The organism is Amycolatopsis dongchuanensis, assembly GCF_039542405.1.
Classification (GTDB): domain Bacteria; phylum Actinomycetota; class Actinomycetes; order Mycobacteriales; family Pseudonocardiaceae; genus Amycolatopsis_E; species Amycolatopsis_E sacchari.
On record NZ_BAABIB010000091.1, the window covers coordinates 80,904 to 106,580 of the forward strand.

Here is a 25,677-nt window from a genome sequence, read left to right on the forward strand (position 1 = left end):
GGCAACGGCCGGCTCCCCACCCGGGGAGCCGGCCGTTTTCCGTTACGACACCACGAGTCCGTGCGCGGCCGCGAACGTGATCGCCATGTCGACATCGATCCGCGCGCCGCTGAACTTCGCCTGGACGAACCCGTTCGCGTCGAGTTTGGCGCCCCGCAGGTCCGCGTCCGAGAAGTCGGTGCCGAGCAGCCGCGCGCCCCGCAGGTCCGCGTCACGCAGGTTCACACCGGTCAGGTTCGACTCGACGAGGTTCGCCTCGCGGAACCGCAGCCCCGACAGGTCGAGCTTGCGCAGGTCCGCGCGGCCGAGGCTGACGAGGGTGAAGTCGGTGTCCCGCGCCGAAATCGACCGCATGCGGCAGTCCACAAAGGACGACCCGAGCAGGGAGCAGCCACGCCACGAGACCGAGGCGAGCACCGTCCGGTCGAAGGTGCAGGACCGGAACGCCGACGTCTCGTGCCGCGACTCCCCGAGGTCGGCACGCGTGAAGTCGCACTCGTCGAACGTGCAGCCCTGCGTGACGAGCCCCCGCAGGTCCGCCTCGCTGAAGTCGCAGCGCACGAACCGCCGCTTCTCCCAGCGCGCCCCCGGCAGCACCGCGTCCCGGTAGTCCTCCCCGATTTCGGCTTCGTCCATGCCCGGAGCCTGCCACAATCGGGGACATGGCCCACGAGCCGATGCTGTCCCCCGAGGACGTCGACCGGATCCACCGCTGGCACGAAGAGGCCAACGAGGGCATCCGCAGCGACACGCCACGCACCTTCTCCTACCTCGGCCACACGATCGTCGTGCCGCCGGAGGTGATGCCGATCTCCGGCACGTCCGCGCTGCTCGGCGACGCGGTGCTGGAGGAGGTCCGCGAGGACGACCGCGTGCTCGACGTGGGCACCGGCAGCGGGGTCAACGCGATCCTCGCCGCGTCGAAGTCTCGGGACGTGGTGGCCGTGGACATCAACCCGCACGCGCTGGCCGCCGCCCGGGAGAACGCCGAGCGCAACGGCGTCGGCGACCGGATCACCGTGCTGCGGAGCGACGTGTTCGAGGCCGTCGAGGGCCGGTTCGACCTCATCGTGTTCGACCCGCCGTTCCGCTGGTTCGCGCCACGCGACCTGTTCGAGGCCGCGATCACCGACGAGGACTACCGCGCGCTCAGGGCCTTCTTCGCGGGTGCCCGCGCCCACCTGACCGACCGCGGCCGCCTGCTCGTCTTCTTCGGCACCAGCGGTGATCTGCCGTTCCTGCGGCGGCTGGCCGACGAGGCGGGCTTCACCACGGAGGTCGTCGCCAGCCAGGAACTGACCCGGGAGGGCCGGCGCGTCGAGTACTTCACGTTCCGGATGTCCTGAGCTCACCGGAAATCCCGCGATTTCGACGGGATCCGCATCGGCAGGTGCTGCAGGCGGTCGGCCAGGACGCTCACCACCCCGTCCGCCCGCTCCACGACCCCGCGGATCAGCAGCGCCGGGCTGCCCCGCGCGATCCGGTGGTAGCGGTGCCACAGCCCGGCCGTGCAGATGACGTTCACCATGCCCGTCTCGTCCTCGATGTTGAGGAACGTGATGCCGCCCGCCGTCGCCGGGCGCTGCCGGTGGGTGACCGCCCCGCCGATGAGCACCCGTTTGCCGCTTTCGACGTCGGCCAGCTTCGCCGCCGGCACCACGCCCAGCGCGTCGAGCCGGTCGCGGATGAACTCCGTGGGGAAGCTGCCGGGGGACATGCCGGTGGCCCACACGTCGGCGACCGCCAGGTCCACTTCGTCCATGCCCGGCAATGCGGGCGCGTCCGTGCCGACGACGCTGCCCGGCAGCTTCTCCGGCCGTTCCTCGGCCACCGCCCCGGCCGCCCACAACGCCCGGCGCCGGTCCCCGCCGATCTCCGGGAAGCAGCCGAACGCACCCGCCGTCGCGAGTGCCTCGACCTGCGGTCTGGTCAGCCGCACGCGCCGCGCCACGTCCGCCATGTGCTGGTACGGCCCGCCGCTTTTCCTTTCCTCGACCAGTTTTTCGGCCAGCGCCTGCCCGATCAGCCGCACGGTCCCGAGCCCTGCGCGCACCGCGTGCCCGTCACCGTGGGGTTCGAGCGTGGCGTGCGGTTCGCTGGCGTTGACGTCCGGGCCGTGCACGGTGACCCCGTGCCGCCGCGCGTCGGCGACGAGGGACTGCGGCGAGTAGAACCCCATCGGCTGCGCCCGCAGCAGGCCCGCGCAGAACGCGTCCGGGTGGTAGTACTTGAAGTACGCGCTGGCGAACACGAGGTACGCGAAGCTCAGCGCGTGGCTCTCGGGGAACCCGAAGTTGGAGAACGCCTTCATCTTCTCGAAGATGCGTCCGGCGAGCTCCTCGCCGATGCCCTTCTTCGCGGCGCCGTCGTAGAACCGGCGGCGCAGCCGTTCCATCTTCTTCGTGGACCGCTTGGCGCCCATGGCGTGCCGCAGCTCGTCGGCCTCGGCGGCGGTGAAGTCGGCGAGGTCCAGCGCGATCTGCATCAGCTGTTCCTGGAACAGCGGCACGCCCTTGGTCTTGCCGAGCGCGTTCTTCAGCAGCGGGTGGTCGTACCACTCCTCCCGTTCCCGTCCCTCCTTCCGGCGCCGGATGTAGGGGTGCACCGAGCCGCCCTGGATGGGGCCGGGGCGGATGAGCGCCACCTCGATCGCCAGGTCGTAGAACTCCGTGGGCTTGAGCCGCGGCAGCGTCGCCATCTGCGCCCGGCTCTCCACCTGGAACACCCCGACGGCGTCGGCCCGCTGCAGCATCTCGTAGATGTTGGCGTCCTCCAGGTCGAGCTTGCCGAGTTCGACCTCGATGCCCTTGTGGTCGCGCACCAGCTCGATCATGTACCGCAGCGCGGAGAGCATGCCCAGCCCGAGCAGGTCGAACTTGACCAGCCCCGCGGACGCGCAGTCGTCCTTCTCCCACTGCAGCACGCTGCGGTTCTCCATGCGGGCCCACTCGATCGGGCACACCTCGCTCACCGGGCGGTCGCAGATCACCATGCCGCCGGAGTGGATGCCGAGGTGGCGCGGGAAGTCCTCCAGCGCGCCCGCCAGTTCCAGCACCGGTGCGGGGATGTCGTGGTCGTGGTCGTCCTTGGTGGTCCGCAGCGGGCCCCAGCGGTCGATCTGCTTGCTCCACGCGTCCTGCTGCCCCGGCGAGTAGCCGAGCGCGCGTGCCGCGTCGCGCACGGCGGACTTGGCGCGGTAGGTGATCACGTTCGCCACCTGTGCCGCCCGCAGCCGCCCGTGCTTGGCGTAGACGTACTGGATGACCTCCTCGCGCCGGTCGGACTCGATGTCGAGGTCGATGTCGGGGTAGCCGTCGCGGTCGGGGGCGAGGAACCGTTCGAACAGCAGGTGCCACTTCACCGAGTCGACCTTCGTGATGCCCAGCGCGTAGCAGACCGCGGAGTTCGCGGCGGAACCCCGGCCCTGGCACAGGATTCCCTCCTCGCGGCAGAACTTCGCGATGTCCCAGACGATGAGGAAGTAGCCGGGGAACCCCAGCCGCTCGATGATCTCCAGCTCGTGGTCGATCTGCGCGTACGCGTCCGGGCGTTCCTCGCGGGTGCCGTACTCCTTCTGCGCGCCCTCGAACACCTTCTCCCGCAGGAACTTCGCCTCGGTGTACCCCTCGGGGATGTCGAACGGCGGCAGTTTCGGCGCCATCAGCTTCAGGTCGAACGCGCATTCCAGGCCCAGCAACGCGGCGCGTTGCACCGCGCCGGGGTAGCGGGCGAAGCGTTCCGCCATCTCGGCGCCGGAGTGCAGGAAGGCCGTGCCGGCGGCGGGCAGCCAGCCCTCCAGCTCGTCGATGCTGCGGCGGGCCCGGATGGCCGCCATGGCCCCGGCGAGCCGGTCCCGGCCCGGGGTGGCGTAGTGCACCGCGTTGGTCGCCACCGTCAGCACCCCCAGCCGCTCGGCGACCGCGGCGAGGACGTCGTTGTGCGTGCTGTCCCCGGGGTGGCCGTGGTCGAGCAGTTCGACGAACACCTGCTCCCTGCCGAACAGGTCCATCAGGCGGCGGATCTCCCTCGCCGCACCGGCGGGCCCCTCCCGGTGCAGCGCGCGGCGCACGGGACCCTTGCGGCAGCCGGTGAGCACCACGACCTTGCCGTGCACCTCGGAAGCCACGGCCTCCAGGTCGTACACCGGGCGGCCCTTCTCGGCGCGTTCCGCCTTGGGCAGTTCGACGTCGTGGCCGTGCAGCTGACCCGCGGTGATCGCCCGGCACAGCGCCGCGTACCCGTCGGTCTGCTTGGCCAGCAGGAGGAGGTGCTCGCCCTCGGGGTCGGGAATCCCGTTCTGCGGGCCGGAAAGCCCGAAGCTCAGCTCGGTGCCGAACACCGTGCGCACGCCCAGTTCCCTCGCCGCGTCGGCGAAGCGGACCACGCCGTACATGCCGTCGTGGTCGGTGAGCGCGATCGCGTCCAGCTCCAGCCGCGCGGCCTGTTCCACCAGCTCCTCGGGGTCGCTCGCGCCGTCGAGGAAGCTGAAGTTGGAGTGGCAGTGCAGCTCGGCGTAGGGCACGCGCTTCCGGCCGCCGGACAGGTCGTCCGCCCGGCGGGCCGGGAAGTCGGCCGGTTTCAGGTAGCCCTCGCGTTTTCGGCTCCACGCGGGGGAATCGCCGCCGTCGAGTGGGACCGGGTCGCCGTTCAGCGTCCGTTCCAGGTTCCGCCACGGGACGACGGGGTTGTTCCAGCCCATGCTTTTTCAGTCCTGCGGGGTCCGGGGCAGCGGGATGAGGGGCTCGTCCTGCTCCAGCGCCTGTTCCATCCGCCGGAGTTCCGCTCGCACCAGCCATTGCCGCACGCTGCGGAGAAACTCGTCGTCCATCAGTCGTACACTCCTTCAACTGTCCACTTCGGACTTTCTTCGTCGGTTCGGGTCAGCAGCAGCGCCAGTTCCGGTTCGCCCGCCAGCAGCACCTGGATGCGCGTGCACCCGCCCGTGCCACCCCACCGCGGTTCGACCCGCCACGGCCCGGCCCAGTCCAGCACCGGGCGCGGGCCGCCCCCGCCGGGCAGGACCACCTCGGCGGGTGGTGCGGTGAGCCTTCGCCGCGGGGTGAGGGCGACCTCCTCGCCCGAGGCGTCCCGCACCTTGGCGGGTGTGGGCGTGGCGAGCACCGTCGCCGGGGACGGCTCCGGCAGGCGGCCGGGCCAGGTGGCGTCCGGTGGGCTCGTGGTGGCCCGCTGGTCACCCCACGGCACCAGCCGGACCCGTTCGGCGGGGCCGCGGCCGCCGTCGAGGACCGCGGTGAACACGCTGTCCGGGCCCAGCAGCCCCTGCACCCGGACCAGTGCGCGGCCCGCTTTCTCGTCCTGCTCGCCGGACATGCCGGGCGAGCCGCCGCGCCAGAGGCCGAGCTGGAGTGACCGCCCTTCGACGGTTTCCTCCGGTTCCAGCCGCAGCCGCACGACACCGGCCGTGGGCCGGTCCCGCTCGTCGGCCCGCAGCCAGCCTTCGAACTGCCAGCGGACGCGGTCGGCGATCCCTTGTGGCGTCAGGGGTTCGGCGCAGCGCCACACCCGGCTGAGTTCCTGGCCGTGCTCGGTGGTGGCGTAGATGCCCAGCCGCGTGCAGGCCAGGCCGTGCGCGGCGAGCCCGGCGTGGAACCGTTCGGCGAGGGTGCGCGCCATGAACGCGGCGGCGTCGACGCGGTCCAGCGGTGGGTCGAACTCCTCGGGCACGGACAGCTCCGGCGGTGGGCGGCGCCGGTGGGGCGGGCGTTCGACGCGGCCGTTGGCGAGGCGGTGCGCGAGCAGGCCGGGGTGGCCGAACCGGGACACCACGTCGCGCTCGGTGAGCGCGGCGAAGGCGCCGAGGGTGCGCAATCCCAGTCGCCGCAGGAGGTCCACGAGTTCGGCGCGGTCGGCGTCCGGCTGGTCGAGTTCGTGGACGCCCAGTGGGGCGAGGAACTCCTTGGCCGCCCCGCGGTCGACGATGGCCGACCGGTGCGCGGCGAGCGTCGCGGCGAACAGCCCGTCGGCGATGCCGATCTGGCACTCCACCCCGGCGCGGGTGGACACCTGGTCGAGGAGGAGTTCGGCCAGCGCCTGCTCACCGCCGAAGTAGCCGGCGGCCCCGTCGGCGGGGACCGCGACGAGCCCCGGCCGCACCACCTCCACGCCGACGACCAGTTCCTCGACGGCCGCCGCGACGGGTTCGAACAGCCGCGCGTCACGCCCTTCGTCGGTGGCGAAGACCGTCAGTTCGGGGCAGCGGGACTGCGCTTCCCGCCGCCGCATGCCGCGGCGCACCCCGGCAGTGCGAGCGACGGCGGAGCAGGCGACGACCCGGTTGGCGGCGAACACCGCGGCGGGCAGGTGCGCGGGCACCCCCGCCGCGAGCGCCGCCGCGACCGCGGGCCAGTCGGGACACCACACGACGAGCATCCGGACGGGGGTGGTCATCCGACGTCCTCCGCTGTCCACACCCGCCCGGGGATGGTGTTGGGCAGGGGCAGTTCGGCGCGCCGCGCTCTGGCCGCCGCACGGCGGTCCGCTGCCGCGCCACCCGCTCGAGGGTGGCGCCAGGCAGGGCCACTTCGGCGTGCCGCCACACCACGGCCCGCTGCGGCTCCACCCACTCGAGGGTGATGCCAGGCAGGGCCACTTCCCAGACAGGCGACGGTCATCCGACTTCCTCCGCGGCCCGCTGCACCGCGAGCAGCTCCACCCCAGGGGCGGCGCCAGGCATGGCCAGTTCGGTGTGCCGCCACACCACGGCCCGCTGCGGCTCCACCCACTCGAGGGTGATGCCAGGCAGGGCCAGTTCCCAGACAGGCGGTCATCCGACCTCCTCCGCGGCCCACTGCACGACGAACGGCTCCACCCGCTCGAGGGCGGCGCCGGGCAGCGTCAGTTCAGCGTGCCGCGCCCTGGCCGCCGCACCGCGGCCCGAGACCCGGACTTCGAGCCGGCGGCTGCGGAGGTGGCCCGCGCCGGAATCGAGCCCCGTCCACTGGGCGGTGACGCAGGTGAGTTCCAGCTCAGCGCCGGGCCACGGGCCCAGCGACAGCAGCACGGCTCCCCGGTGTCGCGCACGGGCGGAGAGCCTGCGCGCCACCGAGGGAGCCACACCGCCCGGGGCGACTGCGACCAGGTCGACACCGTCGAGCAGCGCTGCGGCCACCGAGGCGATCTCCACCCCCGGCCGAGGCACCAGCGCCAGCCTGCCGACCTCCACCCCGAGTTCTTCCGCCGCGACCAGCCCGAGGTTCGGCATCCCCACCGCGGCCGCCCACGACCCGGTCGCGGTGGCCTCGGCCAGCAACGCGAGCAGCAGCGACGTGGAGCCGTGCACGGCCACGGTGCCGCCCCGCCGGAGGCCGCCGCCGGGTAGCAGGTCACGCAGGTCCGGCCGGACGGGCAGCAGCCGCCCGGTGACCTGCGCCCGCGCCGCCGCGTCGGCCACCCCGCTGGCCGTGCTGACGCCGGGCAGCGCCGCCAGCTCCGCCGCTGTCCGGTTCCTGCCCCTGGGAGACGGCACCACGGCGAGGCCTGAGCGCGGGCTGGTGCTCTTTTCCGTACCGGGTTGGCGCGGGTGCGGATCGGCTGGGTGTAGGCGCATGTCGGCCGGGTGCGGAGGCGCGGCAGGCGGGTGCGCACCGGATGGGTGCGGGTGCACGTCGGCCCGACGCGAGGAAGCGGAAGCCGAGTGCGGATGCCCGTTGGACGGATGCGGATGCACGCCAGTTGGGTGCGAGTACAAGTCGACCGGGTGCGAGTACACGTCGGGCGAGTGCGAGGGAACGCCAGGCGGGTGCGGATGCACGCCAACCGGGCGAGCGCCAGCCGGGTGCAAGTGCACGTCGGCCGAGTGCGAGGGAACGCCAGGCGGGTGCGGATGCACGGCAGCCGAGCGAGCGCCAGCTGGGTGCGGGTGAGGCGAGTACAGGTGGGCGTCCGGGTGGCTCCGGGGCTCAGTGACTGCCCCATCAGCCGCCTCGGGGTCGGGCAGAGGTGGCCGGTCCTGCGGATCAGCGGGCCGAGCACCCCGCACCCCCACGGAACAGTCCACTGTGGACTCCGGTGTCACACTTCCCCACTGTGGCACCGGAAGGCCCAGCTCCGCGACCTCATCACCCCACGGTTCGACTGTCCGCCGAGTCGGGCGGTCCTGGTCGGCGGACCGCTCCGCCGCCGACCGGGCACCCCGCGGTTCGGCAGGCACCACGCCGCACCGCTCGACCTCACCGCCCGACTCGGCGGACAGCCCCACAGCGGACCGGGCACCCCGCGCCTCCGCAGGAAGATCCACTGTGGACTCGACCGCCGAGCCGCCCCACGGCTCAGCGGTCACCGCGCCAGGCCGCCGCGCCGCGCGGCCTGGATCGGTAGCCAGGTCCACATCGGACGAAGCCGAGCTGTCCCACGACTCGGCCTCACCCGGGCGCCGTACCGTGGCACGGGTTCGCGGGTCGGCAGCCGCCCCCGGAGCGGACTGCCTCACCGCCGGGCGATCGGCGGACTCCGCGGCCACCCCGTCGGCCACGCTTGCCACCGGCATCGCACTTCACCTCCCCACGAGCACCCAGCCCTCGCGTCGTGCGAGGGTGGAGAGCCACCGTGGGGAAGACGGCGACTCGAACACCAGTTCGACTAGAGCCAGTCTGCCGCCCCTCCCGACCCCTGTCAAGCCACAGCGGAACCAGCTAACCCGACCGAGGGAAAACGGGCCCGCTTTCCTTTCCGCACAACACAAAACCGCCCACGCCCGGACGGGAACCGGGCGTGGGCGGTCAGGGAAAACCGGGTCAGTGCGTGAAGTGGCGCGTTCCCGTCAGGTACAGGGTCACGCCGGCCTCCTCGGCCGCCGCGATGACCTCCGTGTCGCGGATCGAACCGCCGGGCTGGACGACCGCGCGGACCCCGGCCTCCAGCAGCACCTCGAGCCCGTCCGGGAACGGGAAGAACGCGTCCGACGCCGCGACCGAGCCCTTCGCCCGCTCACCGGCCCGCTGCACCGCCAGCCGTGACGAGTCGACGCGGTTGACCTGGCCCATCCCGACGCCGACCGTGGCGCGGTCGTTCGCCAGCAGGATCGCGTTCGACTTCACCGAACGCAGGGCCCGCCAGGCGAACTCCAGGTCGGCGAGTGTCTCCTCGTCGGCCGCCTCACCGGTCGCCAGCGTCCAGTTGGCCGGGTCGTCACCGGGAGCGTCGATGCGGTCCACGGTCTGCACGAGCATGCCGCCGGAGATCGGCCGGAACTCGATCGGATCGGGGTTGCGCAGCTCCGGCAGCCGCAGCAGGCGGATGTTCTTCTTGCGCCGCAGCACTTCCAGCGCGTCGTCGTCGAACGACGGCGCGAGCACCACCTCGGTGAACACCTCGGCGATCTGCTCCGCGGCCTCCAGCGTGATCGCCCGGTTGCTCGCGATCACCCCGCCGTAGGCCGACACCGGGTCGCACGCGTGCGCCTTCCGGTGCGCCTCGGCGATGTCCGCGCCGACGGCGATCCCGCACGGGTTCGCGTGCTTGATGATCGCGACGGCGGGCTCGGCGAAGTCGGCGGCGGCGCGGCGCGCGGCGTCGGTGTCGACGTAGTTGTTGTAGGACATGGCCTTGCCGTGCAGCTGCTCGGCGTGCGCCAGCCCGTCCCGCCAGTGCTTGTACACCGCGGCCTTCTGGTGTGGGTTCTCGCCGTAGCGCAGGATCTCGCCGCGCTCCCACGTCGCGCCGGTGACGTCGGGGAACCCGGAGTCGTCGGCGGGCGCGTACGCGTTGGCGAACCACGCCGAGACGGCCATGTCGTAGCTCGCGGTGTGCGCGAAGGCCTGCGCCGCGAGGCGCTTGCGGTCCTCGAAGTCGAACCCGCCGTCACGCACGCGCTCGAGCACCCAGTCGTACCGCGACGGGTCGACCACGACGGCGACGCTGCCGTGGTTCTTCGCCGCGGCGCGGACCATCGCGGGCCCGCCGATGTCGATGTTCTCGACGCAGTCCTCGGGGCTCGCGCCCGACGCGACGGTCTCGCGGAACGGGTACAGGTTGACCACCAGCAGGTCGAACGGCGCGATGTCCAGCTCACGCAGCTGCTCGACGTGCTCGGGGCGGTTCCGGTCGGCCAGCAGCCCGGCGTGCACGCGCGGGTGCAGCGTCTTCACGCGGCCGTCGAAGGACTCCGGGAACCCGGTGACCTGCTCGACCGGCGTCACCGGCACCCCGGCGTCGGCCAGCGCCTTGGCCGTGCCGCCGGTGGACACGATCTCCACGCCGGCCGCGTGCAGGCCGGTGCCGAGTTCCAGCAGACCCGACTTGTCCGAAACACCGATCAGGGCCCGCTTGACCGCCCGCCGTCCTGTCACCGGAAACTCACCTTTCGTCCGTCCACAGTGCACCCACCGCGGCCCAGCCGCTCGACCACCTCGACGAGCAGCCGCCGCTCGACCACCTTGATCCGCTCGTGCAGCCCGGCCTCGTCGTCGTCGCTGCCGACCTCGACGGCCTCCTGCGCGATGATCGGCCCGGTGTCCATGCCCGCGTCCACGAAGTGCACCGTGGAGCCGGTCACCTTGACCCCCATGGCCAGCGCGTCGGCGACCGCGTGCATGCCGGGGAACGACGGCAGCAGCGCGGGATGCGTGTTGATCACCCGGTTCGCGAACCGGTCGAGGAAGCTCGGCCCCAGCAGCTTCAGGAAACCCGCGGACACCACGAGGTCGGGCCGGTAGGCGGCGACCGCTTCGGTGAGCGCCTTGTCCCACGCCGCGCGGTCGGGGTGGTCGCTCACCCGCACGGTGAAGTGGGGCACTCCGGCGCGCTCGGCCTTCGCCAGCGCTTCGGCGCCGTCGCGGTCCGTGCCGACGGCGACCACCTTCGCCGGGTAGCCCGGACGTCGCGTCGCCTCGATGAGCGCCTGCATCAGCGTGCCGGACCCGGACGCGAGCACGACCACCTTCACCGGCGTGGGCAGGTCCACTCGACTGGACTCCAACGCCTCTCCTTCGCCTGGTGGTGTTACTCCCCCAGACTAGCTGCCGGGCTCTTTCGCCTCGTCGGAGGCCTGAGCGGGCTCCTCGGCATCCTCGGCATCCTCGGCGGTTTCGGTGTCTTCAGAGTCCTCGACGTCCGCGGTGTCTTCGGTGTCTTCGGTGTCCTCGACGGCCGCGGTGTCTTCGGTGTCTTCGGTGTCGTCCGGCTCCTCGACCGTGTCGGGCTCCCGCTGCTCGTCGGCTTCGTCCTGGGACTCGGCCTCCGGCTCGGGCTCCTCCACCACCACCGGTTCAGGTGCGGGCGCCGGACGGCGCGGTCCCGCGAGCCACGCGACCAGGCCGCCGGGCACGGCGATCCAGCCGAACGCGGCCACCGACAGCAGCCCGACCGGCACGGACACCGGGTTGAACGGCCCGTGCCCCAGCTGCCCGCCGGCGAGCGTGCCCAGCAGGACGCAGCCGAACCCGATGAGGGCACCCGCGATGCCGACCGTGCGCAGCCGCGCCCGCGGGTCCTCGTCGCTGCGCCGCAACGACCACCCGACCAGCACCCCCACCGCGGCGGGCAGCACCAGCAACGCGGGCCACCAGCGCGCGGCGTGCTCCGGCATGTTCGCGAGCAGCGGCAGACCGGGCAGCGTGCCACCGCGGTAGCTGAACGGGGTGAGCGAGACCGAGCCGATCGAGAACCCGGGCCCCGCGACGAAGGACAGGGTCGCGATCACGGCGTTGGGCAGGTAACCGATGGACAGCAGCAGCATCCCGGCGCCGCTGCCGAAACCGGGCGCGTTAGCCGCGAACAGGTGCCCCACCGTCCGCACCGAAACGCCCAGCGTGACCGTGTAGACCACGGCGCCCACGCCGAGGAGCCCGGCCAGGCCCAGCGCCCCCGCGCGCAGCCCGCGCAGCGCGAGCGGGTCGAGGTGGTCGCGGGCCGCGGCGAGGATCCCGCACCGCTTCGCGACACCCGCCGTCGCACACAGGGCGGAGACGAACCCCGGCACGAGGAACGCGGTGAGCGGCTCGACGTTGACGCGCACGCTGCCGACGGTGAGCGCGATGGTGATGCCCGCGAGGGCGTGCGTCGCCGCGATCGGGGCGACCACGTTGACGGCCTGCCCCGGCTCGCGGTAACCGAGCCGCCCGGCGGCGTGCGCGGCCGACCCGGCGACGAACGTGCCCACGACCGCGGTGCCGAGCAGCGGCAGGACGCCCAGGGTGCCGCCGGTGACGGTGACCGGGACCTGGTAGGCGGCGAGCAGTCCGGGACCGGCGGCACGCAGCACGCCGAGCACGGAGAAGTGCGAGAGCGACGCGAGCGCGGTGACCAGCGCGAAGAGCGCGACGACGAGGGCGTACCCGGCGACCAGCGGCCCGAAGGCCGCCGCGAACACGATCTTCGTCCGCGTGGCGCCGCTCAGCTCACCCGTCGCGCGCAGGCCGGTCACCTCTTCCTCGGCGGGAGGACGCGGGGTGAGCAGCTGCATGTCTCGCACCCTCGCATCCGGTTTGCGCCGGTCGGGTGAGGCACGCCGCCCAGGAGGCGTGTCCCCGCGCACACGTCACCCGGTGGGGTGCTGTTCCAGGATGCTCGAAAGGGCACCTCGAAACCGCCCCGAGGTGCCCTTCTCGCTGGTCGTTCAGCCCTGGTTGCCGAAGCCGCCGGGCGGCGTGCCGGTGCCGGGCTGCTGGGGCTGCTGGCCGGTCTCCGGCTGCTGCGGCTGGTAGAACTGGCCCTGCTGCGGGGCGTAGACCGTCGACTGCGGCGCCACCGGCGGGGCGAACTGCGTGCCCTGCGGGCCGCCCTGCTTCTCCGGGCCCTGGCCGTACGGGCCGGGCTGGCCGTAGGGCTGGTACTGGGGCCGCGGACCGGGCGTCGGCAGCTTGATCACGTTGTACTCGACGAGCAGCACCGCCACCGCGACGAGCAGCTGCAACAGCCCCAGTATCAGGATCACCGTCATGATCCCCGGGGTTTCGCCGCCGGAGGGCACCTGGACCACCGCGAGGATCGCGTACAGCCCGCCGAGCACGCTGAACAGGACCGCGAACGGCAGCACCTTCGGCGCGCGCGGCAGCAGCGACAGGCCCGCCAGCAGGCCGCCGACCAGCAGGAACAGCAGTGCCTGGCCCGAGCCGCTGGCTTCGTCCGAGAAACCGAGGAAGTAGCTGACCACGCCGAGCACCAGCACGGCGAGCGTGAGGATCACGGGCAGGTTGACCGCCGACAGGTTCGCCCCGCCCTGCTGCTGGTGGGGGAAGCCTCCAGGGCCCGGAGGCTGGGGGTTCGGTTGTGCGCCGCCACCCTGCTGGGGGTAGCCCGGCCCACCGCTGGGGAAGGTCATTCCGTGCTCTCCTGTCGTGTTGCCCGAAAGGTGGGGGTGGCCGATATGTCCGGAAACGCTAGCGCACCGGGGGTGTCCGGCCCATCCCTCGGCTATCCGACGTGCCACGGCGGCAAACGGTTGCGTCGAGTTCGCTGTGAACCCGGGCAGCAGAACGGCCGGGCCCCGCGGCGGGGACCCGGCCGTTTCCACGGACCGTGCTCGGGTCAGTGCAGGTTCTCGTACAGCTCCCTGGCCAGCGCGGCGGTCTCGGACGGCGTCTTGCCGACCTTGACACCCGCGGCCTCGAGGGCCTCCTTCTTCGCCTGCGCGGTGCCGGCCGAGCCGGACACGATCGCACCCGCGTGCCCCATGGTCTTGCCCTCGGGCGCGGTGAAGCCCGCGACGTAGCCGACGACCGGCTTGGTCACGTTCTCCTTGATGTAGGCCGCGGCCCGCTCCTCGGCGTCGCCACCGATCTCACCGATCATGACGATGACCTCGGTCTCCGGGTCGGCCTGGAAGGCCTCCAGCGCGTCGATGTGGGTGGTGCCGATGATCGGGTCACCACCGATGCCGACGGCCGTGGAGAAGCCGATGTCACGCAGCTCGTACATCATCTGGTACGTCAGCGTGCCCGACTTCGACACCAGGCCGATCTTGCCGGGGCCGGTGATGTTGGCCGGGATGATGCCGGCGTTCGACTTGCCGGGCGAGATGACGCCGGGGCAGTTCGGGCCGATGATGCGGGTCTTGTTGCCCTTGGCGACGGCGTGGGCCCAGAAGTAGGCCGAGTCGTGCACCGGGATGCCCTCGGTGATCACCACGGCGAGCGGGATCTCGGCGTCGATGGCCTCGATGACCGCGTCCTTGGCGAACTTCGGCGGCACGAAGATGACCGACACGTCGGCGCCGGTCTCCTTCATGGCCTCCTCGACCGTGCCGAACACGGTGAGGTCCTTGCCGGCGATGGTGACCGTCTGCCCGGCCTTGCGGGCGTTGACGCCACCGACGATGTTGGAGCCGGCCTGCAGCATCTTGGTCGCGTGCTTGGTGCCCTCGGACCCGGTGATGCCCTGAACGATGATCTTGCTGCTGGAATCGAGGAAGATCGACATTTCTCTTACGCTCCTGCCGCGGCCAGCTCGGCAGCCTTGTCCGCTGCGTTGTCCATGGTGTCCACCTGCGTCACCAGCGGGTGGTTGGCCTCGTTGAGGATCCGGCGGCCTTCCTCGACGTTGTTGCCGTCGAGGCGGACCACGAGCGGCTTGGTGGCCTCGTCGCCCAGGATCTTGAGGGCCTCGACGATGCCGGTCGCGACCGCGTCGCACGCGGTGATGCCACCGAAGACGTTGACGAACACCGACTTGACGGCCGGGTCGTTCAGGATGACGTCCAGGCCGGCGGCCATGACCTCGGCCGAGGCGCCGCCACCGATGTCGAGGAAGTTGGCGGGCTTGACGCCGCCGTGCTTCTCGCCCGCGTAGGCCACGACGTCCAGCGTGGACATGACCAGGCCCGCGCCGTTGCCGATGATGCCGACCTCGCCGTCGAGCTTGACGTAGTTGAGGTTCTTGGCCTTGGCCTTGGCCTCCAGCGGGTCCTCGGCCTGCTTGTCGACGAGCTCCTCCTGCTTCGGCTGCCGGAAGGAGGCGTTCTCGTCCAGGGTGACCTTGCCGTCGAGGGCGACGATCTTGTCCTGCGGGTCGCGGACCAGCGGGTTCACCTCGACCAGGGTGGCATCCTCGGCCACGAAGGTCTCCCACAGCTTGACGACCACGTCGGCCGCCTGGTCGCGGATGACCTCGGGGAAGTTGCCCTGGGCCAGGATCTCCAGCGCCTTGGCCTTGTCGACCCCGGCGATCGCGTCGACCGGCACCTTGGCGAGCGCTTCGGGCCGCTCCACGGCCAGCTGCTCGATCTCCATGCCGCCCTCGGCCGAGGCCATGGCGAGGAAGGTGCGGTTGGCGCGGTCCAGCAGGAAGGAGAAGTAGTACTCCTCCGCGATGTCGGACGCCTCGGTCACCAGCACGCGGTGCGTGATGTGGCCCTTGATGTCGAGGCCGAGGATGGCTTCGGCCTTCTCCTTGGCCTCGGCCGGGTCCTTGGCGAGCTTCACGCCACCGGCCTTGCCACGGCCGCCGGTCTTGACCTGCGCCTTGACGACGACCTGTCCACCGATCTTCTCGGCGGCGGCCTGGGCTTCTTCGGGGGTGCTCGCTACGGCGCCGGGAAGAACCGGCACACCGTGGGCGGCGAAGAGGTCCTTCGCCTGGTATTCGTAGAGGTCCACTACTCCAGTCTCCTGACGACACACGCCACTGCGTTGACCTGCGTGAGGTGGGTCCAGATGCGTGCTTGATGCAAACCATGCTGCCGGACGGAGACGACCCTAGCGACCTGGGGAGAGGCGCGGGGCGCCGCACCCGGTGAACTCTGTCACCGTATGGATCCAGAGGGTGTTTTCCGGGTGTGAATCGTCCCACGCGGGGCCAGGACGGTGGCGATCGCGAGCGCCACGACGCAGCCGAGCGCGAGCCACCAGCCGACGCCGGCGTGCGCGCCGGTGATCTGGTCGCCCGTCAGCGGCAGCGCCAGCAGGCGCAGCACGGCGAGGCAGGTCGCCCCGGCGAGCAGCCCGGTGGCGCGGGCGGGCCGGCTGCGCGGGGCGAGGAAGCACGCCCCGAGCACCGTCAGCAGCGCGAGCAGCAGCCCCCAGGAGGGCGTGCCGAAGTTCGACCACAGCGCGGGCTCGACGTAGTCGGGCGAGACGATCGACGGGGTGCCGAACCCCCCGATCGCGAGGATCCCGCCCGCGACCAGCGGCGTGATCAGGTTGGGGCCGGGCACCTCGGCGGCCTCTTCACTGTCGTCGCGCTCGACCATGCCGGCCACGACGGAACAGCACGCGGTCGCGGCCGCGGCGACGGTCGCCACCGAGGTCCACACCACGCCCTGCCCCGGGGACAGGCCGGCGCCCAGTTCGGTCGCGGTGATGGCCGTGGTGAGCACGGCCGTCGCCGCGAGCGGAACCCCCGCCCACGCGACCGACAGCACCGGCCGCAGCACCGGCGCCAGCCCCGGCACGAACATCGCCGCGCCCAGCACGCCGACCAGCAGCCCGGCGACGAGCAGCGACCAGCGCCACGGGCTCTGCGGGCCGCCCAGCTCACCGGTCACCACCACCTGATCGGTGAAGGTGCCCGCGATCGCGGCCAGCATCGTCACCAGGCCCAGCACGCCGGTGGCACGCCGCAACCCGGGCGAACCGGGCAGCCGTGCCTCGCCCGCCTCGTCACCGGCCCTCGCCACGCCCGCCTTGTCCGCCGCGTAGTTGGCCGCCGCGTAGTGGGCCGCCTCGTACTTGCCCGCCGCATAGTTGGCCGCCGCGAAGTCGCCCGTCGCGTAGTTGGCCGCCGTGTCGTCGGCACCGGGGTCGGCGCTCGCCTCGCCCGTCGCGTCGCCGCCGAGGCGCACCGGCAGCCCTTCCCGCCCTTCCGAGGGCAGGAAGGCGACGACCGCGAGCCCGGCAGCACCGACCAGGACCACGATCGGCCCGGCCGACACGCCGATGCCGTCGACCGCGATGCCCGAGCCCAGTTCAGGCAGTGCGACGGTCGCGGCGGCCAGGCCGAGCCCGAGCAGCCCGCCGGTGCTGAGCCCGTCCGATCCCGAGCTGATCGCGAGCCCCGCGGCCACCGGCAGCGCGAACGCGAGCAGCAGGCTTCCGGCGAGCACCAGCGCAGGCCGCTCGAAGGCACTGCCGACCGGCAGGAACGCGTCGTCCCCGGCGAACGGCGCCATCATGACGCCGACCGCCGCGACACCCGCGGCCACCAGCCCGATGGGCAGCAGACCCCGGTCCGCGACACCGGACTCGGGCCGGGGCCCGAGCGCGCGCACCCCGGCGACGCCGGCCGCGACCGCGACGACGTGCCCGGCGAGCAGCAGCCAGAAGCCGACACCCGGCCCGGGCAGGGCGAACACCTCCGGCCGGTACAACTCCGGACGCGACACCGACGACGGATCGGCGAGGAACTGCAGGTCGAGCACCGCCTGTCCCGGCGCGAGCGCGGCGACGCCCGCCAGCACCCCCGCGCCCGCGGCGGGCCTGCCCCGCAGCACGAAGGCGATCGCCAGCACCGGAGGCACGACGGCGAGCACGATCAGCAGGGGTGCACTCGCGTAGCCGCGCACAGCACCGTCGACCACCGGCAGGACCGCGCCGAGCGCCGACAGCAGCGCCGCGAGCGCGGCGAGCACGAGGGCAGGGAGCAGCACCGAGGTCGGGTGCCCGTCGAGGGTTTCGGCCGACCGCGGATCACTCCGCGAAAGCCGGGCGGGAACAGTCCAGCGAGTCCGGATCATTGCCACGGAACGCTAGCAAGGACCGCGGTGGTTCACGGCCTGGACCGCGCCGGACGGTGCCCGGGTTTATTCCTCGACAAACGTTAGCCACGTCACACCAACGGTGTAATCCTCTCTCCACACTGCGTCATTACCGCTGCTAGAACGCTCGCGTCTCTCACACTTTCAGCCCTTGCGCCGACGACGCCTTGCCCAGAAGGACCTCCCTTCGTTACTGTCCCCCGGTCCCCATTACGGTCAGGTCACAAAGCGGACAGCGAGTCAACCACCCCCGAGGTCGGCTCACCGGGTTCCCCCGCCCGGGTTCGCGGATCTGGCTCCCCCGAGTAACGGAAGGCCTCGCTTTGGCTCGACACCGCTCCCCCAGCGGCGAAGCCCCTTCCCCGGAACTCGATGACGCACTGGACGGTGCGGTCGTCCGCGTCCGGGGTGGACACCGGATCCCGGCACCGTCCTCGGCCCTGCGTGGGCGCGTGGTGGTCGCCGCAGTCGCCGCAGGCGCTTTCGCCGCCGCCGCGGCGGGACAGACCCTGCAGTCGTCCTTCGGCACCGCCGAGGCCGAAGGTGTGACGCCGCTGGCGAACACCTCCGACGCGCGTGCTTCGTTCGCCCTCGGTGGTGACGCCCCCGCGGGCGCTCCCGAGCTGGTCCCCGCCGCGCACTACACCGACGCCTCGGCCGAGGTGCAGAAGCTCAACGCCAGCCTCCAGGTCACGCAGGACCGCGAGGCCCGCGACGCCGCGGCCGCCCGAGCCGCCGCCGAGGAAGCCTCCCGGCCGAAGACCTGCCTGCCCGCGCACGGCACCTTCACGTCCGGTTTCGGCGCCCGGTGGGGCACGACCCACTACGGCATCGACATCGCGAACTCGATCGGCACCCCGATCTACGCCGCCTCGGACGGCGTCGTGATCGACGCCGGGCCTGCCAGCGGCTTCGGCCTGTGGGTCCGGATCCAGCTCGCCGACGGCACCATCCAGGTGTACGGGCACATGAACACCTTCTCCGTGCGCGAGGGCCAGAAGGTCAAGTGCGGGCAGCAGATCGCCGAGATCGGCGACCGCGGTCAGGCGACCGGTCCGCACCTGCACTTCGAGGTCTGGCTGAACGGCACGAAGAAGATCGACCCGCGCCCCTGGCTCGCCGCGCGCGGCGTGTACCTGTAGCCGCCAGCCTGCGGGCCGCCCTGGCTCGCATCCGGAGGGCTGGCGTTCGCGCTCTGGCGTGTTCGGCTGTCGGTCGGCCCCGGACTGCGGTGGCTGCCGAAACCTCGGCTGGCGCTCGTCCCCGGGCAACGCTGGCTGCCGAGACCCGCGCCGCGGCTCGTGCTGCCGGGGTTGCCCTGCGGCCTCGCTACGGGACAAGGCAACCGGCGGCGAACCGCTGACCGCTCCTCGGCGGGGATGCTCCTCTCCGTGGTCCTGGCGCCCCGTCGAAGGCCCCCTCGCCTTTCGAAGCGCGCCTCGGCTGAGTGCGATGACGTGGCTGGCTTCTGCTCCCTCCTGTGGCGCTGCAAGGTGTCCGCGCGGCGTCGGGCCTCTGGTTCCCCTACCGCCGACGGGCCAAACCCCGCTATCGCACGTCCGGGGGACGCAGGCCTGCCAGTCCCGGGACCGGACACGAACCGGCCCGGGCACACCCCACCGCACCGCACTCGACGAACCCATCGGAACCCCTCCTGACGCTCGAACTCATGTTCGAGTACAGGTATAGCGGAGGGGTCCGACAGTTTCCGGCCCTCGCGAGGGCCGCCGGCGAAAACCGGGCGAAAAACAGCTACAGCTTCACCATCGGCACGCTGCCGATCAGCATCAGCTTGACCTTGCCCGCCGCGCCGAAGTCGATCGTCGCGGTGGCGCGCGCGCCTTCGCCCTGGGCTTCGACCACCGTGCCGAGGCCGTACTTGTCGTGGCTGACCCGGTCACCCACGTCGAGCTTCAGCGCGACCGTGTTCTGCCAGCCCTTGAACGGCGTCGTCCGCATGCCGCGCGCCGCGACCCCGGCCTGCGCCGAGTCGCCGCCGAACGAGCGCCTGCTGCCCCACGTCGTGGCGGTGCGCGGCGAGCCGTACGACTCCGGCTCCTCGCGGCGCCAGTCGATCAGGTCGGCCGGGATCTCGTCGAGGAAGCGCGACGCCGGGTTGGTCATCGGCTGGCCCCACGCCGACCGCGTGATCGCCCGTGACAGGTACAGCCGCTCCCGCGCGCGCGTGATCGCCACGTACGCCAGGCGCCGCTCCTCCGCCAGCTCGGCCGGCTCCCCCAGCGCCCTCAGGTGCGGGAAGACGCCGTCCTCCCAGCCCGTGCAGAAGACCACCGGGTACTCGAGACCCTTCGCGGTGTGCACGGTCATCAGCGTGACCACGCCGGTGTCGTCCTCGTCGTCCTCGCCGTCGGGCGACGGGATCGAGTCCGCGTCCGCGACCAGCGACACGCGCTCCAGGAACGCGGGCAGCGAGCCCGGCTCCGGCAGCCCGTCCTCCGCCGGTGGCTGTTCGGCCGCCGCCTCGGTGAACTCCCGCGCCACCGTCACCAGCTCGGTCAGGTTCTCCACCCGGGAGGCGTCCTGCGGGTCGTCCGACTCCTCCAGCTCCGCGCGGTACCCCGTGCGGTCCAGCACCGCCTCCAGGACATCCGCCACCTCGGCGCCCTCGTCGGCCAGCTCACGCAGCCCGTCGAGCAGCTCCACGAAGCCCGTGATCGCCTTCGCCGAGCGCGGGTTGAGCAGCGGAACCTTGCCCTCGACCGCCTCGCGCAACGCGGCGTTGAACGAGATCCGCTCCCGCTCCGCGTGCGTCGCGATCACCGCCTCCGCGCGGTCACCGATGCCGCGCTTGGGCACGTTGAGGATCCGGCGCAGGCTCACCGTGTCCTCCGGGTTCGCGATGACCCGCAGGTACGCCAGCATGTCCCGGACCTCGCGCCGCTCGTAGAAGCGGACGCCGCCGACCACCCGGTACGGCAGGCCGAGCCGGATGAAGATCTCCTCGAACACGCGCGACTGGTTGTTGGTGCGGTAGAAGACCGCCACGTCGGAGTACTTCGCCTCGCCGCGGTCGGCCAGCGCGTCGATCTCGCCCGCGACGAACGCCGCCTCGTCGTGCTCGTTGTCGGCGACGTAGCCGCCGATCTTCGGGCCGTCACCCGAGTCGGTCCACAGCCGCTTGTCACGCCGGTTCGGGTTCCGCGAGATCACGGCGTTGGCGGCGGACAGGATGGTCTGCGTCGAGCGGTAGTTCTGCTCCAGCAGGATCGTGCGGGCGTTGGGGAAGTCCCGCTCGAACTCCTCGATGTTGCGGATCGTCGCGCCGCGGAAGGCGTAGATCGACTGGTCCGCGTCACCCACCACGCACAGCTCCGCGGGCTCCACGCCGGACTCCGTCGGCTCCGTGCCGACCAGCTCGCGGACCAGCGTGTACTGCGCGTGGTTGGTGTCCTGGTACTCGTCGACCAGCACGTGCCGGAACCGGCGCCGGTAGTGCTCGGCGACGTCGGGGAACACCTGCAGCAGCTCGACCGTGCGCATGATCAGGTCGTCGAAGTCCATCGCGTTGGCCAGCGACAGGCGCCGCTGGTACTCGGCGTAGACCTCGGCGACGCGGCGCTCCAGGTCGTTGGTGGCCTTGTCCTTGGCGCTCTCCGGGTCGACCAGCTCGTTCTTCAGGTTCGAGATGTGCACCGCGAGCGTGCGCGCCGGGTACCGCTTCGGGTCCACGTCGAGGTCGCGCGCCACGAGCGTGATGAGCCGCTTCGTGTCGTCGGAGTCGTAGATCGAGAAGTTCGACGACATGCCGAGCGTCTTGGCCTCGCGGCGCAGCAGCCGCACGCACATCGAGTGGAACGTCGACACCCACATCGCGTTGGCGCGGCGGCCCACCAGGTCGGAGACGCGCTCCCGCATCTCGGCGGCGGCCTTGTTGGTGAAGGTGATGGCCATGATCTGCCCCGGCTGCGCGCCGCGTTCGGCGAGCAGCCAGGCGATCCGCCTGGTCAGCACCCTGGTCTTGCCCGAACCGGCGCCCGCGACGACCAGCAGCGGCACACCGGCGTGGGTGACGGCTTCGCGCTGGGCGGGGTTCAGGTCCGCGAGCAGGTCGGCGTGGCGGCCGGCGGGGACGGCCGCGGGCTTTTCGGCAGGGAGATCGAAGAGGGTGCTCATCGGGGATCCACGCTACTCGGGGGGACTGACGGTCTACCGCACCGGACGTAGCCGCGAATGTCGCCCACGAGCCGATGCCGGCCCCCGTCCCGGTGCGGAGCATCGAGCTTATGACGACACCCACCCGAATCCGCGCCTCGGACGCCGACCGCGAGCGCGTCGCTCGCCGGATACAGCGCGCCAGCGGCGAAGGCCGCCTCCCCCTCGATGAGACAGAACGACGGCTGGGCACGGTTTATGCCGCGACCTACGTCGACGAGCTGGCCGCACTCCTGTCCGACCTGCCACCGGAGCCCGCACCGCGGTTCCCGCTGCCGCTGCAGGTGCACGCCGCCGTGGCCGTGGTGCTCGCCGTGCTGCTCGTGACGGTGTGGGCGGTTTCCGGTGCGCCGTTCTTCTGGCCGGTCGCCCCGTTGTTCTGGCTTTCGCTGAGTCTCGTGGCTCACGCCGCGTTCCGGTGGCGGGCTGTGCCATACTGAGGGCATGCGGCACCACGCGTACCGATTTTTCTACGGGAACCGGACTCCGGCTCCCGTGATCGCGTAGTGTCCGACCGCAATCACCGCCAAGCCCCGGAGTCCACGGACCCGGGGCTTTCGTCGGCTCTGGGACCAGGTGGGAGTCCGGACCGACCGGAGGTCCAGATGGACGCACAGACGGAAGAAGACCGGGTCTCCTCCGCGGAGCCGATCGCCTCGGCCGAGGAGATCGCCGAGCTGCGCAAGGAGATCGACTGGCTGGACTCGGAGATCCTGCGCCTGGTCAAACGCCGGATCGAGGTGTCGCAGACGATCGGCCGCGCGCGGATGGCCGCCGGTGGCACCCGGATCGTCTACAACCGCGAGATGGACGTGCTCGCCCGCTACCGCGACCTCGGCCCCGACGGGCGCCAGCTGGCGATGGCGCTGCTGAACCTCGGTCGCGGCAGGCTCGGCCGGTAAGCGCTTTTTTCAGGGAGTTTCCCCGACCCGGGAGGCGCCGCGGGCGGGCACACTGGACGCATGATTAACCTCATCGCGGTCGTGGTCGCGATCGCCAGTGTGCTCGCCGCGCTGGGCCATGTCGGCTACCTGGCGCTGCTCAACAACGCCGCCAACAAGAGGGCGGGCGGCGCCCCCGTCGCGCAGTACGTGCGCAGCCGGTGGGCCGTCGCCGGAGGGACCACCGCGGCCTCCCTGCTCGCGTGGTTGCTCACGGCCGGCGGACCGACGATGGACGTCATCGCGATCCTGCTGGCCGCGGGAAGCGGGGCGGTGGCCGTTAAGGCGCTGCAGTCGACGCAGGAGAAGTACCGCAGCGGAGGCTGAACCCGGGGCACGCATTGCGGTGAGACCTGGACCGCACCACACCGCGGTTACACACTGCAAGTCGCACTTCCGCCGCGACGCGACCCCGACAGGGTGAACTTGGGATCCGGCCCTCCCGTTGTGGCCGAAGCCTTTTACCCTTGGGGCGTGGAATCCCGCACGCTCACAGGTACTCGCTCGGCGGCATGCCGTGCGCGTGCAGATGAACGTGCATCTTCACGCGTGCATGTTGCTCCGTTCGACTTAACCCGGGTCCCGCCCGCGTCACGGCACACGGGGGGAGGGGTCCTCCCGGCATGACCAGCGGGGCCGATTCGACCGACCGACTTCCTCTTGTGACAGGCCGGCACCGGCGGGGCGCGGGCACCTGGACACCCCGGGTACCGCAGCGCTCGACCGGCGGCCGCCACTCGTCGTTCGCGTCCGCCGCGATCGACCCGCCCGCCCGCGGCTCCCTGCCGCTGGTCCCCCCGGGGCCCGAAGAAGGCGGCGTCTTCCCCACCTCCCGCGGTGAGCTGCCGCTGCCGAAACCGCCCGAGCGGCAGGCGCCGCCCGCGAAGCCCCGGCGGACGAAGGTCACGCTGACGCCGCCCACCCCGCACGACGAGAACGCCGAGGACGAGGACGTGCGCGTCTACGTGGCGCCGCCCGAGACCGGCCTCGGCTCCTTCGACCTCGGGTCCGTGCCCGCGTCGGTCACCCCGCCGCGCACGTGGCGCAAGGCGGCCTGGTTCGCGACCGCCTCCTCCGGCGGGGTGGTCCTCGCCCTGCTGTTCGCCGGCTCCGCGCTCGTCGGCAAGCCGACGCCGGACCAGGCGGGCGACGCGTGGATCCCCGGTCTCGGCGGCGGCCTCCCCACGCTCGGCGGTGAGCGCGTCGTCCCCGCCCCCGGCGGCGGTGGTTATCCCAGCGACCCCACCTCGGGCTCCCGGAACTTCCGCAGCGAGACCAGCACGTCGGAGCCACCGACGACGACGGAGGCACCCGGCAGCACCCGGAACCCCGGCGTCAGCAGCTCCCACGGCGTCACCGGCGGCCACGGGCTGCCCCCGGTGTCCGGCGGCGGGCCCGGTCAGTCCGGCACGCCGTCCACCAGCACCGCGCCGCCCGTCAAGCCCTCGCCCACCCCGGCGCCCTACGACGCCGACCCGTGGCGGTTCCGGATCCCCGAGGGCGACCCGCAGGTGCTGGCGCAGAACTCCCAGCGCTACCTCGACACCGTGACCGAGGACCCGCAGGCCGCGTACGCGATGACGACGGGTGAGCTCCAGCAGGAGGGCACCCAGGGCATCGAGCAGAAGTACGCCGACGTGGCCTACTTCCAGGTCGAGCACGTGCAGGTGCACCAGTACGACGGCAAGACCGTCTGCACGGTGAAGCTGGTGCGCAAGGACGGCAGCGCGAGCACCGAGCAGCGCACCCTGACCTTCGACGGGCCCAAGATCGCGAACGACGGCACCTGACCTGCCGTTACTCCACCCGGGTGACAGGTACTGCCGTTCGTCGTGCGATCGGGGCTGTCCACCGATCGGGGGTGGCCGGTAACGACGAGCCACGGTTCGCTGATGAACGAGCAGACCACCCGATCAACCGGAACAGAGGCCATGAGAGTCGTGCACGATCGGCGGCGGTACCGGCAGACGCCGGACGCCCTCACCGTCGAGGACCTCCTGTCGGCGCAGGAGTTCGACTTCGAGCTGGTCGAAGACGCCCACCTCACGGAGCCGGCGCACGAGCCGCGCAAGTTCCTGCCGCCCCCGCGTGCGCGCGGCAGGCGCGAGCCACAGCCGCCGCGGGCGCCCGAGAACAGGGTTTCCAAGATCGCCAAGCTCGCCGGCCTCACCACCGCCGCCTCCCTGCTCGTGGGCGCGGTCGTGGCTTCGGCGGTGCTGACCCGCCAGCGGCCGGCCAACGGCGAGGCGGCGGCCCCGGTGCCGCCGCAGATCACGGGGGCGGCCGCGCTCGGCGCGTTCGTGCCCGACGTCGCTGGCCACCGCCAGGACCAGTCCCGGACGCCGCGCACCGCGCCGTCGGTCGTGCCGACCTCGCAGGTCCCGGTCGCCCAGACGCAGGCGGCCCCCGGCAGTGCGGCGAGCAGCGCCCCGGCCACCAGTTCCACGCCTGCCGACACGTCGACCAGCGACAAGGTCGCGCTGGTCGAGAAGTTCTACCAGCGCATGGTCTCGGCCCACCCGGAGGACGCGCTGGCCATGCTCACCCCCGACCTGGCCGGCGAAGAGCCGGGTGACCTGGTGCGGGCGTGGAGTTCGATGTCCCGGATCGAGGTGGACAGCGTCGAGGTGCAGCCGGACGGCACCGTGCGCGCGGTGGTGACGGTGCACCAGCACGACGGCACGCAGCTCCGCGTCACCCAGGTGCTCACGGTGACGAAGGGCAAGCAGAACGTGATCTCCCGGGCGGTGCTGCTCTCGGCGGAGCAGCTGTAGTCTCCGCCATAGCAGGTAACCGTCGGCCGCCCCGAAGCGTGCCAGGTGTATGTGCGCAGAGTGAGCGCCCTAGCCTTGTCACGAGCTGGCTTCGGCTGAACCGGCCCTCCGGGGCCGCGACATGTGCATACGCTCGGGCAGG

The 25,677-nt window shown here is 72.1% G+C and carries 20 protein-coding genes; 7 read left to right on the top strand and 13 right to left on the bottom strand.

Going from position 1 to position 25,677, the window contains the following annotated elements:
* Window positions 1-42: 42 nt before the first annotated feature.
* Window positions 43-636 (bottom strand): pentapeptide repeat-containing protein, encoded by a 594-nt coding sequence (locus ABFX51_RS24985; RefSeq protein ID WP_091504937.1) that lies wholly within the window; start codon window positions 634-636, stop codon window positions 43-45.
* Between the two features lie 26 nt (window positions 637-662).
* On the opposite strand from ABFX51_RS24985, the gene ABFX51_RS24990 reads away from it, so the two are divergent.
* Entirely contained in the window at window positions 663-1,346 is a 684-nt protein-coding gene (locus ABFX51_RS24990; protein WP_346055081.1) for a methyltransferase, read from the top strand.
* 2 nt (window positions 1,347-1,348) lie between these two features.
* On the opposite strand, the gene ABFX51_RS24995 is transcribed toward ABFX51_RS24990, so the two are convergent.
* The 11 genes from ABFX51_RS24995 to ABFX51_RS25045 all read right to left on the bottom strand — a co-directional run bounded on the left by ABFX51_RS24995 (window position 1,349) and on the right by ABFX51_RS25045 (window position 17,626).
* On the bottom strand, window positions 1,349-4,699 hold the full coding sequence (locus ABFX51_RS24995) for an error-prone DNA polymerase (protein ID WP_346055082.1): 3,351 nt from the start codon (window positions 4,697-4,699) through the stop codon (window positions 1,349-1,351).
* A 6-nt stretch (window positions 4,700-4,705) separates the two neighbouring features.
* A complete protein-coding gene (locus ABFX51_RS25000; RefSeq protein ID WP_281245150.1) occupies window positions 4,706-4,828 on the bottom strand; it encodes a hypothetical protein in 123 nt (40 codons plus the stop codon).
* Window positions 4,828-6,390 (bottom strand): DNA polymerase Y family protein, encoded by a 1,563-nt coding sequence (locus ABFX51_RS25005; protein WP_091505196.1) that lies wholly within the window; start codon window positions 6,388-6,390, stop codon window positions 4,828-4,830. Before ABFX51_RS25005 ends, ABFX51_RS25000 begins: the two co-directional genes overlap by 1 nt.
* Window positions 6,391-6,784: 394 nt before the next feature.
* On the bottom strand, window positions 6,785-7,486 hold the full coding sequence (locus ABFX51_RS25010) for a hypothetical protein (RefSeq protein WP_091505197.1): 702 nt from the start codon (window positions 7,484-7,486) through the stop codon (window positions 6,785-6,787).
* Window positions 7,487-8,753: 1,267 nt separating this feature from the next.
* Window positions 8,754-10,307 carry a bifunctional phosphoribosylaminoimidazolecarboxamide formyltransferase/IMP cyclohydrolase gene (gene purH / locus ABFX51_RS25015; RefSeq protein WP_091504939.1) on the bottom strand — a complete coding sequence of 518 codons (1,554 nt, stop codon included), beginning with the start codon at window positions 10,305-10,307 and terminating at the stop codon, window positions 8,754-8,756.
* Complete coding sequence (purN, locus tag ABFX51_RS25020; protein ID WP_091504940.1) at window positions 10,304-10,921, bottom strand: phosphoribosylglycinamide formyltransferase; 618 nt, start codon at window positions 10,919-10,921, stop codon at window positions 10,304-10,306. Before purN ends, purH begins: the two co-directional genes overlap by 4 nt.
* A gap of 51 nt (window positions 10,922-10,972) precedes the next feature.
* On the bottom strand, window positions 10,973-12,421 hold the full coding sequence (locus tag ABFX51_RS25025; protein WP_143249814.1) for a cell division protein PerM: 1,449 nt from the start codon (window positions 12,419-12,421) through the stop codon (window positions 10,973-10,975).
* Between the two features lie 153 nt (window positions 12,422-12,574).
* Window positions 12,575-13,279, bottom strand: a complete 705-nt coding sequence (locus ABFX51_RS25030) for a DUF5336 domain-containing protein (protein ID WP_346055083.1) — start codon at window positions 13,277-13,279, stop codon at window positions 12,575-12,577.
* Between the two features lie 206 nt (window positions 13,280-13,485).
* Window positions 13,486-14,376, bottom strand: a complete 891-nt coding sequence (gene sucD / locus ABFX51_RS25035; protein ID WP_091504942.1) for a succinate--CoA ligase subunit alpha — start codon at window positions 14,374-14,376, stop codon at window positions 13,486-13,488.
* Window positions 14,377-14,381: 5 nt separating this feature from the next.
* Window positions 14,382-15,551, bottom strand: coding sequence for an ADP-forming succinate--CoA ligase subunit beta (sucC, locus tag ABFX51_RS25040; RefSeq protein WP_091504943.1), 1,170 nt, complete (start codon window positions 15,549-15,551; stop codon window positions 14,382-14,384).
* Between the two features lie 146 nt (window positions 15,552-15,697).
* Complete coding sequence (locus ABFX51_RS25045) at window positions 15,698-17,626, bottom strand: hypothetical protein (protein ID WP_346055084.1); 1,929 nt, start codon at window positions 17,624-17,626, stop codon at window positions 15,698-15,700.
* A 476-nt stretch (window positions 17,627-18,102) separates the two neighbouring features.
* Between ABFX51_RS25045 and ABFX51_RS25050 the strand changes: the two genes are divergently transcribed.
* The gene (locus ABFX51_RS25050) at window positions 18,103-18,789 is read left to right on the top strand and encodes a M23 family metallopeptidase (protein ID WP_091505199.1); all 687 of its coding nucleotides are present in this window, start codon (window positions 18,103-18,105) and stop codon (window positions 18,787-18,789) included.
* Between the two features lie 610 nt (window positions 18,790-19,399).
* Here the strand turns inward: ABFX51_RS25050 and pcrA are convergent.
* Window positions 19,400-21,781 (bottom strand): DNA helicase PcrA, encoded by a 2,382-nt coding sequence (gene pcrA, locus ABFX51_RS25055; protein ID WP_346055085.1) that lies wholly within the window; start codon window positions 21,779-21,781, stop codon window positions 19,400-19,402.
* A gap of 110 nt (window positions 21,782-21,891) precedes the next feature.
* Between pcrA and ABFX51_RS25060 the strand changes: the two genes are divergently transcribed.
* The 5 genes from ABFX51_RS25060 to ABFX51_RS25080 all read left to right on the top strand — a co-directional run bounded on the left by ABFX51_RS25060 (window position 21,892) and on the right by ABFX51_RS25080 (window position 25,535).
* Window positions 21,892-22,260 carry a DUF1707 SHOCT-like domain-containing protein gene (locus ABFX51_RS25060; RefSeq protein WP_091504946.1) on the top strand — a complete coding sequence of 123 codons (369 nt, stop codon included), beginning with the start codon at window positions 21,892-21,894 and terminating at the stop codon, window positions 22,258-22,260.
* A 165-nt stretch (window positions 22,261-22,425) separates the two neighbouring features.
* The gene (locus tag ABFX51_RS25065) at window positions 22,426-22,722 is read left to right on the top strand and encodes a chorismate mutase (RefSeq protein ID WP_091504947.1); all 297 of its coding nucleotides are present in this window, start codon (window positions 22,426-22,428) and stop codon (window positions 22,720-22,722) included.
* Window positions 22,723-22,782: 60 nt separating this feature from the next.
* On the top strand, window positions 22,783-23,088 hold the full coding sequence (locus ABFX51_RS25070; RefSeq protein ID WP_091504948.1) for a hypothetical protein: 306 nt from the start codon (window positions 22,783-22,785) through the stop codon (window positions 23,086-23,088).
* Between the two features lie 335 nt (window positions 23,089-23,423).
* Window positions 23,424-24,551, top strand: a complete 1,128-nt coding sequence (locus ABFX51_RS25075; RefSeq protein WP_245782945.1) for a hypothetical protein — start codon at window positions 23,424-23,426, stop codon at window positions 24,549-24,551.
* Between the two features lie 141 nt (window positions 24,552-24,692).
* Window positions 24,693-25,535, top strand: coding sequence for a hypothetical protein (locus tag ABFX51_RS25080; protein ID WP_091504949.1), 843 nt, complete (start codon window positions 24,693-24,695; stop codon window positions 25,533-25,535).
* Window positions 25,536-25,677: the final 142 nt, after the last annotated feature.